This is a genomic window from Streptomyces sp. MNU89, assembly GCF_020982505.1.
Lineage (GTDB): Bacteria > Actinomycetota > Actinomycetes > Streptomycetales > Streptomycetaceae > Streptomyces > Streptomyces xinghaiensis.
Window position 1 is genome coordinate 4010974 of record NZ_JAJKLL010000001.1, and the last position, 11992, is coordinate 4022965.

An 11992-nucleotide genomic window follows, 5' to 3' on the forward strand; every position below is an offset into this window, starting at 1 on the left:
CGCCCCTTGTGCGCCGTTCCCGTGGCAGCATGGAGCCTGACGGGACCCACATTGCCCCGGCCCGCGGCCAGTTGGCGGGCGCGCCGCTCCCGGAGCGTCGCCGGGCCGATGCCGGACCTGTCGGACTACTGTGCACGATGACTGTGTGCGGCGGGTACAGGGTTGCCCTCGGGCTGTGGAGGCGGCGATGCGGTGGTTGGTGGGGTGGAGTAGTGCCGCCGCAGGCGCTTCCCGCAGCGCGTGGAGCACGACCGGCGACGGTGGCGAGACCCCCGTCCACCCCGTCGGCTCCCAGCCGCTCTGGAGCGGCCCCGATCCGCTCTGGGCCGTCGGTGACTGGCGCCCCGACGAGATCCGCGTCGTCCAGGCCGATCCGTTCACCCGGATCGCCGTGCTCGGCTGCTGCGGCGCCACCGACGAGGAACTGCGCGTCGCGCTGTTCGCCGCCCGCGGCGGCGCCCTGCGCCATCTCACCGCCTGGCCGGGCGGGTACACCGCCGTCCTCCAGGTCGGCCGCCGCATCACCGTCACCGGCGATCTGGCCGGCGCCCGCCCCGTCTTCCACACCCCCTGGCGCGGCGGCACCGCCTACGCCACCGCGGCCCTGCCGCTCGCCGACCTCGTCGAGGCACAGCTCGACGTCGGCCACCTCGCCGCGCTGCTCGCCTGCCCCGACTCCCCGGAGGCCCTGCGCGACGGCACCCCCTACAGGGGCGTCAGACGGGTGCCGCCCGGCCACGCCCTCGTCCTGCGCGACGGAGCCCGTGAGATCACCGGTTACGAGCCGACCGCCTCGCTCGCCGTCGCGGCGCCCCAACTCGACCCCGGCCAGGCCATCGACGGGGTGCGCGACGCCCTCGTCGAAGCCGTACGCGCCCGCCTCGCGGCCCCCCGCCACGCCCCGGAGGCCGAGCCGGCCGACCCGGGGCCCGTGCCCGGCATGGGCCCCGCGGAACGCCGCGCGGCGCGCGGGGCCCCCGCCCCCGGCATAGGCGCCGACCTCTCGGGCGGCAGCGCCTCCTCCACCCTCGCCCTCCTCGCCGCCGGACTCCCCGGCAACCCCGGCACGATCCTCGGCCACCACGGCACCGGCGCCGGCGAGCGGCTCCTCGCCGTCACCTTCAACGACCTCGCCGCGGGTGGCGGCCGGGAGCGCGAGGCCGAACTGGAACGGGCCCGCGGCCTGGCCGCCAACCCCCGCCTCCACCACGTCGTCGTCACCGGGGGCGAGGAGGCCCTGCCGTACGCCGGCCTCGACACCGTCTTCCTCACCGACGAGCCCGGCCCGTCCCTCGTCACCGCCGCCCGCCACCGGTACCGGCTCGCCGCGGGCAGCGCCGACCACATCGTCGGCCACGGCGCGCGCCAAGTCCTCGACGCCCACCCCGCCCGCCTCGCCGACCTGCTCCTCGACCGCCAACGGCGGCGGCTGCTCCGCCCGATGGCGGCCCTCGTCCGGGCCGACGGGCCCGGCGCCCAGTCGCTCTTCGTCCCCTTCACCGTCTACCGTGCGGCGCGCCGGCTCGCCCGTACGCCCTACCGCGAGGGCGTACGCGACGTGGCGGGGATGCTCCTGGAACGCCGCTTCACCGAGGCGGGCGGCCACGGCGGCCCGGTCCGCGGCCTTCCGGTGACGGCCGCCGACGCGGGTGCCGTCGACGCCTCCCTGGCCGCGCTCGCCTGGTGCCGTCCCGGCCCGGCGGCGCGCTGGCTGACGGGCGAGGCGCTCGCCGAGGTGTCGGTCCGCCTGCACGACGCGGCATCCCGGCCCGGCACCGTGGAACGCCCGGGCGAGCGGCGCGCCAACGCCGCGCTCGCCCGGCACGCGGCCGACCACCGGGTCTTCGAACAGGCCGCCGAGATCAGAAACCAGCGGCTGCACGCGCCCTTCCTCGACAACCAGGTCGTCCGTGCCTGCCGCGCGCTCCCCGAGGCGCTCCGCGTCCAACCGGGGGCGCGCGCCTCGGTGTTGCGCACCGTGCTGGCGGGTGCGGGCATCCACGACCTGCCTCCGGGCTGGGGAGCGCCCTCCCAGGCCTCCGAGGCGGCCTCCGTCCGGGCCGGGCTGCGCGCCTCGGTGGACGGGCTCGTGGCCCTCTTCGACGCACCGCTGCTGGCGGACGCGGGGCTGGTGGAGGCCCGGGTGGTGCGCAAGGCGCTGCGCGCGGCGGCCCAGGGCGAACCGGTACCGCTGGACGGCCTGGCCGAACTGGTCTCCACCGAGCTCTGGTTGCGCCGGCTGGTCGCGCGCCGGGGGAGCTGCTGGACGGGCTCGGAGGCGCCGCGGCAGCGTGCGGTGTCCGGAGGAGTGCCGGGGACCTCACGACCGGCTCTGTGAGGCGCTGAGCCGTTCCACGGGCTTGCCCGGGGGGCCCCGGCCCGGGCCGGGGCCCCGGCCCCGGGAGCCGTCTGCACGATTGTGGGCCACCGGCCTGTACGGAAGCCCGTACGGAGATCCGTACACGGAGGGGGAGGGCGCGCGCCGGTGCGCATGCTTCACGCCGGGGGAGGCCGCCCGACGCCGGCCGGCTCGCCTTCCCGCGCGCCGGGCGCCCGGCGGCCTCCGAGCTCGCCGCCGCCCGGCAGACGGCCACCGCGTCCGCCTCACCGGCCGGCACGCTCCCGGGCCGCCGGTCACCGGCAGCTGATGCGCGCCCCGGCCCAGTCCGCCAGAGCCTCCGGACTCCGGCCGTACGGCTCGACGACCAGCCGGAGGGTCCGGACACCCGCCAGCGAGACCTGGACCGGCAGAGCCGCGTCCCCGTCGCGCAGGACGTCCGAACGCCACAGCAGCACGCCGTCCCCGTAGACGGAGAACAGGGCCGCCCCCGGCACCGGTCGCAGGTCGTCCAGCCCGACCCGTGCGCTGTACGTCGTGCACGGCCGGTTGAGGTCGACCGTGACCGACGACCGGGTCTGCACGGTCACCCCCTCCGGGAACAGCTCCCGGCCGATCATGATCCCTCGACGGGGCCACAGCCAGGAGCTCTCCGCGCTGCGCACCTCCGGGCCCGTGCCGTCGCCGTGCGTGTCGTACGCCAGCTCGCCGAGGTCGTACGCCAGCGGGGCCGGCTTCGGCTCGACGGAGGGGCCGGACGAACTCGGGACGGGACCGGGGGACGGCGGCGAGGAGCCGGAGGCGGATGCCGGCGGGGAGGACGGGACGCCGGACGGGGACGCGACCGCCCCGGGGAGGAAGGGGCCGGGGAGGTGCCCCGGACCGCGTCGGCCCCGGGAACCCGCCGGGCCCGTGGACCCGCCCGCTGCGGAACCGGGCGGAGTCCGGGAGCCGGCACTCTCCCGCCGCGTCTGCGCGGGCGTGGCCGCCGGTCCGGGCGCTTCCGGCCCCGGGCCGCGGACCGCTCCGGAGCCCGGACCCGGCTCCCCGGGAGCCACCGGCGCCGGTGCCCGGCCGGCCCGCGGCCCGCTGTCGGGCGCACCGGCACCCCCGGCCAGAGCGACGAGAACGGCGGCGGTGGCGGCCGCCACCCCGGCCGCCAGCCCCATCCGCACCGGCGCACCGCCGGCCTCGGGCACGACCCGGTCCGTTCCTGCTCCGCCACCCGGACGCCTCCCCGGGGCGGCCCCGGCCGCCTGTCGCGGATATCCCGCGGCCAGGGGCCCGAGGACGGCGACGGTCAGCGCCATGCGCAGCCGGACGCCGGCGTCGGCCGCGTCCCGTACAGCCGTGCGGCACCGCGCGCAGGCCGCGAGATGCCGGCGCAACCCCCGTACCGTGCCCGCCCGCAGACCGCCCTCGGCGTAGGCGGCGAGGAGCGGAGCGGAGCGGGCGCAGTCGCCGCCCCCGGCCGAGGCATCCGCCAACCGGATCCTCAGGCAGGCTTGTTCGAGCCCCTTGCGCGCCCGGTGCGCCAGTGCGGCCGCGGCCTCGGGGCTCATTCCGAGCAGCCGGGCGGCGCTCTCCGGGGACTCGGCCTCGACCAGGGTGTGCCAGAGCACGGTCTGCCAGGGCGCGGGCAGACCGCGGAAGGCCCGGACGACCTCCGAGTGCTCCGCCTCCCGCATCGCCCGGACCCCGGCGGCCGCCTCCGCCCGCCGGTCCCCGGCTCCGGCCGGAAGCCCGGCCGGGCCCGCGCCGCTCCCGGAACGGGCGCCGGCGAAGTCGGGCGCACCGAGAACCCCCGACGAGTCCGCACACCCGGGCAAGCCCGCCGTGCCGGGTGCCGAGGCCGCGCCGGTCACCCCGGCGCCTCCCGCGGGGCGGGCGGGGCCGGTGGCCTCCGCGAGGACGGCGAAGCCGGCGAATCCGGGGCGGAGCCGCTCGCCCTTCCCCGTCCGGCTCCACTCCGCGGCCACCCGGCGGACCGTCGTCAGCAGATGGATCCGCTCGGGTGCCTCGGGGCGGACACCGCCGCGGATCCCGCGGAGCGTACGGGCGAAGGCCTCGGTGGTGAGGTCGTCTGCGGAGTCGGTGTCGTGGCAGCAGTCGCGGGCGTGGCGCCGGACGGCCACCGCGTGGCGCCGGAAGAACTCCTCGAAGGCCGTGTCGTCCCCGTCCGCGGTCCGCCGGAGCAGATCCGCGTCGGCCGGCGGCGGTCCGCCCGTCGGCTGCTCAGATCCCATGGCAGAAGCCCCCGTACCCGACGACACACCCGAGCCCCCGGGAAAGACTGCCACAATGCCCGGCCCCGGCCCCATACAAGGAACCAGAACCACCCTCCGGACAGGGGGACTTCGCGGAAAAAGCCGCGAAGACCTCCCTGCCTGCCGGGCCCGCGGACATCCGGCCGGACCGGCCCCGGTGCCCGAAGGACCGCGGAGCCGGTCCCTCCCTCAGAGCCCGCGCGGGCGCAGCCCCTCCAGGAGGATGTCCAGCAGCCGCGCCGAGGCCGCTTGCTGCTGCGCCGCGTCGGGCAGCGCCGGAGCCGCGGTGGCTATTACGAGCAGCACGTCGGCGACGGTCACATCACCGCGCAGCTCGCCGGCGGCCCGGGCGCGGTCGACCAACTGCCCCACGACGTCCAGCAGGACCGCGGCGCCCGGGTCGTGCTCGGCCGGCTCCGGGGTGCGTTCGACGAGCCGCAGATCCGGCTGTCCCTGCCCCGGCACGGCGGGCTGCCGCTGCTGCGGCACCCGGGCGGCGCCCGCCCCCTCCGGCTCCGGGCCGACGCCGACCCGCAGTACCTGCGGCGGCAGCAGCCGGCCGGCTCCGGACGCGACCGAAGTGCGCAGGAAGCGGGAGAGCGCCGACCACGGCTCCTCCTCCTGGCCCAGGGCGGCCCGCGCCTGCTCGGTGAGGCGCGCGGTCTCCTCCTCGGCTATCCGCCGGACGAGTACGTCCTTGCTCGGGAAGCGCCGGTAGACGGTGCCCACGCCGACCCGGGCCCGCCGTGCGACGTCCTCCATCGGCGCCCCGTATCCCAGCTCACCGAAGACCTCGCGCGCCGCGCGCAGGACGTGCTCCAGATTGCGCTGTGCGTCCACCCGCAACGGCGTCGAGCGCGCGGCACCCATGACGTCGGAGCCGTCCGCGGTCGCCCGCGCGCTGCCGTCCGGTGCCGATGCGAGAGCGGCCGGCCAGTGAGAACTCTGCGTATGCATGTGTTTTCCCCCGGTAAATGACGTCTCCCCCCGGAGACTCCCCGCCGTGACTGCCGGGAGACGGTCTGGCTCCCCCGACGGGATACGAACATAGTTGAGCCCAGGCCCGGAAAGAAGAGGGCAGTTCCGCACAGACCGCCCTCCGGCCGGTGCGGAGGACCGCCCGGCTCCGGCCGGCATGTCCCGTACGGCGAACGGCCCCGCGCTGACCTGCGCAGCTTGCGGCCGTCCCAGCGGAATTGCCCGTTCCGTACGCCGCGGCACGCCGGTCATACATTTCGCGGGGCCTGTGGACAAACGGCCGCCGCCGGTGCGTCATGGGAGGGTGCCGCGCTTTCAGGGAGCGGGCACGGCGGAACGACATCGCGAGGAGACCCTCTGTGACGGAACCGGCGCGCATTCTCGTGGTCGGCGGTGGCTGTGTCGGGATGTACACCGCGCTGCGGCTCCAGCGGAGGCTCAAACGCGGCGAGGCGCTGATCACCGTGCTCGACCCCGAGCCCTACATGACGTACCAGCCGTTCCTCCCGGAGGCCGCGGCGGGCTCGATCTCCCCGCGCCATGTCGTCGTCCCGCTGCGCCGGGTGCTGAGGAAGTGCCAGGTGGTGGTCGGCGAGGCCACGGCCATCGACCACACCGCGCGCACCGCGACTGTACGGACCCTCGCCACCGAGGAGGAGGGCACCGACCCGGTCGAGATCGGCTACGACGAACTGGTGCTGGCCCCCGGGTCCGTCTCCCGCACCCTCCCCGTCCCCGGCCTGGCCGAATTCGGCATCGGATTCAAGACGGTCGAGGAAGCCATCATGCTCCGCAACCATGTCCTGGAGCAGCTGGACATCGCCTCCTCGACCCGCGACCCGGCGGTCCGCTCCGCCGCCCTCACCTTCGTCTTCGTCGGCGGCGGCTACGCGGGTGTGGAGGCGATCGCCGAGCTGGAGGACATGGCCCGCTACGCCCTGCGCTACTACCACAACGTCGAACCCGAGGACATGAAATGGATCCTCGTCGAGGCGACCGGGCGCATCCTGCCCGAGGTCGGCGAGGAGATGGGCACCTACGCCGTCCGGGAGCTGCGCGGCCGCAACATCGACATCCGCCTCGACACCCGGCTCGAATCCTGCGAGAAGCGGGTCGCGGTGCTCAGCGACGGCTCCCGTTTCCCCACCCGCACCCTGGTGTGGACGGCGGGCGTCAAACCGCACCCGGTACTCGCCGCGAGCGGCCTGCCGCTCAACGACCGGGGCCGGCTGCGGTGCACGGCGGCCCTGCGCGTCGACGGCACGGAGCACGCGTGGGCCGCGGGGGACGCCGCCGCCGTACCGGATCTCGCCGCGGGCACACCGGACGCGCTCTGCGCCCCCAACGCCCAGCACGCGGTGCGCCAGGCGCGGACCCTCGCCGACAACCTCGTCGCCTCCCTCCGCGGCGGCGGGACCAAGGACTACGAGCACGCGCACGCCGGATCGGTCGCCTCCCTGGGCCTCCACAAGGGTGTCGCACATGTGTACGGCAGGAAGATCAAGGGCTATCCGGCCTGGTTCATGCACCGCGTCTACCACCTCGGCCGGGTGCCGACCTTCAACCGCAAGGCCCGGGTGATCGCCGAATGGTCCCTCGCCGGACTCTTCAAACGCGAGATCGTCTCTCTCGGCTCTCTGGAGCACCCCCGCGCCGAATTCGAACTCGCGGCCGGGACGGATCACCCGTCCGACGGCAGATGACCGGAAGACGAAGGAAGCCGGAACTACGCGATCGGCGGCCTCGTCTGACGGATGTCAGCCCGGTCCGCCACACTGGGCATGTGACCATCAAGGGTGGGCTCGCACCCGTCGAGAGAGCCGCTGCCTCCCGGTCCCGGGACAGCGGCGACCGGCGGCACCGCCGGGCCCCGCTCCCCTTCCCGAACCAGGAAACCAGCGGCATTCCCCGGCCGTCCCGCTGATCCGAAGCGACATCACGAGGCAAATCTCAGTGAACTTCACGCGCTGGAGCGCCCGGCTCCCCGGTACACAGCGACGCGCCGCGGTGCGGTCCGACCGCGGCGGCAGTCCCCAGGCTCCGTCCGCGCCGGGCAGCGCCGTGCCCACCGCCAGGGAGGAGCCGCCGGAGCCGTTCGAGACGCCACCACCGGCCGGATCCCCGGGCGGGCGCCCGCCCGGGCGGGAGCTGCTGGCCCGGGACGTCCTCGACCAGGTGCCCGGGCTGGTCGCGGTCGTCCACGGCCCGGAGCACCGCATCGCCTACGTCAACGACGCCTACACCACCGTCTTCGGGGACCGTTCCCTCGGCGGCCCCGCCCGTGAGCTGCTGCCGGAGCTCACGGAGCTCGGTCTGCTGCCGCTCATGGACCAGGTCCTGCGCAGCGGGAAGCCCCGCACCCTCAAGGCCCGCCGCGCCCGCGGGCTGTCCCGCTCGGGCCACTACACCTTCACCTGCACCCCCGTCGAACTCTCACCCGCGGACGGACCGGAGGGGAAACCGCACACCGACGGAGCGACCACCCTTGGCGCCACCGGCACGGCTCCGGGCCCTCCCCCGGACGGCGCGTCACCCGACGGCGCGTCACCCGACGGCGCGTCACCCGACGGCGCGTCACCCGGCAGCACGTCCCCCGATGGCACAGCTCCCGGCTCCGCCCCCGGCGGCACCGCTTCGGCCGGCGGCGACGGTCAACCCGACGGCGCCCGCGACCGCGCGGCGGCCCGGGCCGTCCTGCGCGCGGCGGGAGCCGCAGACCGCCGCCCGGCCCGGCCCGGTTCACCCCGCAAAGGGGTCATGGTCTTCGCCACGGACGTCACCGACCAGGTCGAGGCGGCCGAGCGGCTGCGCACCAGCGAGCGCCGACAGCGCGAGACCGCCGTCACCCTCCAGCGGAGCCTGCTCCCGCAGAAGCTCGAACAGCCCGACGACCTGCGCGTCGCCGCCACTTACCAGCCGGGCGGCACCGACGAAGCGGTGGGCGGTGACTGGTACGACGTCATCACCCTCGGCGCCGGCCGCACCGCCCTGGTCATCGGCGACGTCATGGGCCGCGGAGTCCGCGCCGCGGCGGTGATGGGCCAACTCCGCACCGCCGTACGGGCCTACGCCCGGCTCGACCTGCCTCCGCACGAGGTGCTCCAGCTTCTCGACGGACTCGCCGCCGAGATCGACCCCAACCAGATCGCCACCTGTCTCTACGCCGTCCACGACCCCAACGAGAACCGCCTCGTCCACGCCTCGGCCGGCCATCTGCCGATCATCGTCCGCGACGCCGACGGCAGGGTCCACCGCGCCGCCGAACCCACCGGCCCTCCGCTCGGCACCGGAGGCTGGGTGCACACCTCCGGCTCCGTACCGCTGGAGCCCGGCGCCACCGCCGTGCTCTACACCGACGGCCTCGTCGAGCGCCGCGACGCCGACATCGACGACGGCGTCTCCGCGCTCGAACAAGCCCTCGCGGGCGCCGACGGCACCCCGCAGGCCGTCTGTGACCGGCTGATCCGCGCCCTGGGCGTCACCGCCGACCACGACGACGACGTCGCCGTCCTCGTCCTCCAGCACCCCGCGCGCACCGGACACGACGCGGAGCTCTTCCACAACGCCGCCCTCGACCTCCTCGGCGGTGTCGAAGCGGCTCCCCGCGCCCGCGCGTTCGCCTCGGGCGTCCTCACCAGCTGGCGCTTCCCCACCGAGCTGCACGACCTGGGCGTCCTGGCCGCGAGCGAACTGGTCGCCAACTCCCTCCAGCACGGCATCCCGCCCATGCGGCTCCGGCTGCGCCGTACGGACCGCCGCCTGATCGTCGAGGTGACGGACGGGGACGACCACCTCCCGCGCCGCCGCCGCGCCGAACCGGCGGACGAGTCCGGCCGCGGCATCTCGATCATCGCGACCATCGCCTCCTCCTGGGGCTCCCGGCGGACCCCGGGCGGAGGCAAGGCCGTCTGGTGCGAGTTCGCTCTCCCCGACAGCTGCCGTACACCGCATCCCTGATGGAGCCCGCCGGCGCAGGAAACCGCGACCGCGGCCGGCAACCTCGACGCCCCGGGGACCCGTAACCACCGGCCGAGCAGGGAGTACCGGCGAGCCGTCAGATACCCACGGGCACCGGTGGCGCAGAGTGCGTCTCCGCGTCGGCCACTGCCGGAACCGGCGGTGCGGTCGCCCGCAGCGGGCTGTCCTGTTCCGGTGTGAGCCGTCTCCCCAGCCGCAGCGCCAGCACCGAGATCCCCAGCGAACAGACGACCAGCATCGCGATGTAGGCGGTGTACGCCCCGGCGCCGGCCATGAGCCCGCCCACCGCCGGCCCGACGGCCAGCGCCAGCTGCTTCACCAGCGCGAAAGCGGAGTTGTACCGGCCGATCAGCCCTCGCGGAGCCAGGTCCGCCACCAGCGGGGCCACGGTCGGCGACAGCATCGCCTCGCCCAGCCCGAACAGCGCGTAGGTCGAGATGATCGCCGCCACTGCCCAGGCGTGACGGCCGTTCAGCAGTCCTGACGCACCGGCCGCCACCCAGGCCAGGGTCCATATCAGCCCCACCAGAGCGATCACACGGCTCCGCCGCCGCCGTTCCACCAGCCGCAGGACCACGAACTGCGCCAGCACGATGACCGCGGTATTGGCGGCCAGAGCCACCCCGAGGGTGGCGGGCGATATGCGCGCGACATCGACCGCGAAGGCGGAGAGCCCCGACTCGAACTGGCCGTAGCAGGCGAAGAACAGCACAAAACCCAGCACACACAGGCCCACCATTGACCGGTCCCGGAGGAGAACCCGCAGGCCGCTCCCGCCACCGTCGGCAGCCGGAACCGCCTCCCCGTATCCCGCCCCCGCGCCTGCGGCGTTCGCGGGACGGACGGACGCCACGGCCGCGCCGAGCACCAGGAACATCACCGCCTCGATCCCGAACAGCACCAGGAAGCTGCCGGCACGCGAGATGTCCACGATCAGCCCACCGAGCAGACCGCCGATGCCCAGCCCGAGGTTGTTCAGAAAGAACTGCGTGGCGAACGCCCGCGAGCGGGTGGCGGGGGACGAGCACCAGACGATGAGCGTGGCCAGGGCGGGCTGGATCACCGATATCCCCGTGCCCAGCAGCGCGGCCGCCGCGATGACCAGCGCCTCGGTGGACGCCAGGCCCATCCCGGCGGACCCGGCGGCCGCGGCGGCAGAACCCACGACCACCACCGGCAGCGGGCCCCGCCGGTCGATGATCCGGCCGGTGAACGGCAGCGCCACCAGGGCGGCCAGGGCGAAGACGGCGAGCACGACCCCCGCGGTGCTCGCTCCGAGATCCCGCACCCGCGCCACATAGAGGAACAGATACGGAACGGTGAAGCCGTTGCCGAACGCGCTCAGCGCACTGCCCAGTTGAATCCGGCGCAGCGCGGCGCTCATTGCGGTGGTCACACTCACCTGCCCAGGTCGTGGAGGAAGAGAGAAGAAGGCGAGGGCGGGACCTGCGGAGTCCAGCCCTGAAGACTTTGAACCTAAACTTCGATGATGAAGACTACACGTCCGAAGCCTTCGACGCCAAAGAGATACGTGCCATACTGCCCGCCATGTCTGACAACGCCACCGAGGACGAGCCGAGCATCGAGGAACAGATCGCCGCCTACCAGCGGGAGTTCCGCGACCTCGACCCCCAGGTCGAGCAGGTCGTCTCCTCGCTGCAGCGGCTGAACCGCAGGATGAACGTCGCCTACGGCCGGCAGACCGCCACCCTCGGCATGAACAACGCCGAGTGGGAGGTTCTCCAGGCCCTGGTCCTCTCCGGCGCGCCGTACCGACTGGGCCCCGGAGACCTGGCCAAGCGCCTCGGCCTCACGCCGGCCGCGATGACCCACCGGATCGACCGCATGGTGGGGGAAGGGCTCGTCACCCGGGAACGCGACGAGAGCAACCGTGTCCGCGTCATCGTGGAGCTGACGGCCGCCGGCCGGGAGAAGTGGCTTGAGGCGATGCGCCTGGCAACCGTCTTCGAGGAGGGGCTGCTGCAGGACCTGACGACAGCCGAACGGGCCCTGCTGGGAGAGTTGCTCACGCGCCTTCTCCGTCGGGTCGAGGACGCCCAGCCCGACGCGGAAGGTCGCCTCAGCGACCTCGGCTGAGGCGAGTTGACACCTTCCGGGGCCGACCGTAGTGTTCTCCGGGTTGCCACGGATCCCCGTGGATCCCGGCGGCCACTTCCCGCCGCGTCCGGCGGCACCCACTGAAGCAGGGTCTCCCCGATCGGGGATTGGTTCCGGCATGCCGGAATTCGATACCGAAAGGCTCGATTATGAGCCGGCCGGGAAATCCGCTAACGTAGGGGCCGCGCCGGAAGGCGCAGCGGAAACCCTCTCCAACGGGGACCGGAAACGGAATTCGGATCGGGAAATCGGTTCGGAAAGTGTCTGGTAGGGTTGGAAACACCGAAGGGAAGCGCCCGGAGGGCCCGGAGAC

7 protein-coding genes are annotated in these 11992 nt (G+C 74.7%); 4 read left to right on the forward strand and 3 right to left on the reverse strand.

The annotated features are described in order from the left end of the window. The first annotated feature begins 187 nt into the window (after positions 1-187). Complete coding sequence (locus E4N63_RS17305) at positions 188-2338, forward strand: asparagine synthase-related protein (RefSeq protein ID WP_125623033.1); 2151 nt, start codon at positions 188-190, stop codon at positions 2336-2338. A gap of 296 nt (positions 2339-2634) precedes the next feature. Here the strand turns inward: E4N63_RS17305 and E4N63_RS17310 are convergent, their stop codons facing one another. Further along, positions 2635-4584: an NPCBM/NEW2 domain-containing protein gene (locus E4N63_RS17310; protein ID WP_230241099.1), complete on the reverse strand. Its 1950-nt coding sequence runs from the start codon at positions 4582-4584 to the stop codon at positions 2635-2637. A gap of 210 nt (positions 4585-4794) precedes the next feature. After that, the gene (locus tag E4N63_RS17315; protein WP_125623035.1) at positions 4795-5562 is read right to left on the reverse strand and encodes a TetR/AcrR family transcriptional regulator; all 768 of its coding nucleotides are present in this window, start codon (positions 5560-5562) and stop codon (positions 4795-4797) included. Between the two features lie 380 nt (positions 5563-5942). Between E4N63_RS17315 and E4N63_RS17320 the strand changes: the two genes are divergently transcribed. Next, complete coding sequence (locus E4N63_RS17320; RefSeq protein ID WP_228429461.1) at positions 5943-7286, forward strand: NAD(P)/FAD-dependent oxidoreductase; 1344 nt, start codon at positions 5943-5945, stop codon at positions 7284-7286. A 250-nt stretch (positions 7287-7536) separates the two neighbouring features. Then, positions 7537-9540 carry a SpoIIE family protein phosphatase gene (locus tag E4N63_RS17325; RefSeq protein WP_230241100.1) on the forward strand — a complete coding sequence of 668 codons (2004 nt, stop codon included), beginning with the start codon at positions 7537-7539 and terminating at the stop codon, positions 9538-9540. Positions 9541-9637: 97 nt separating this feature from the next. Here E4N63_RS17325 and E4N63_RS17330 read toward each other — a convergent pair whose 3' ends face one another. Beyond that, positions 9638-10957, reverse strand: a complete 1320-nt coding sequence (locus tag E4N63_RS17330; protein WP_230241101.1) for an MFS transporter — start codon at positions 10955-10957, stop codon at positions 9638-9640. Between the two features lie 152 nt (positions 10958-11109). Between E4N63_RS17330 and E4N63_RS17335 the strand changes: the two genes are divergently transcribed. After that, the gene (locus tag E4N63_RS17335; RefSeq protein WP_125623039.1) at positions 11110-11658 is read left to right on the forward strand and encodes a MarR family winged helix-turn-helix transcriptional regulator; all 549 of its coding nucleotides are present in this window, start codon (positions 11110-11112) and stop codon (positions 11656-11658) included. The last annotated feature ends 334 nt before the right edge of the window (positions 11659-11992 follow it).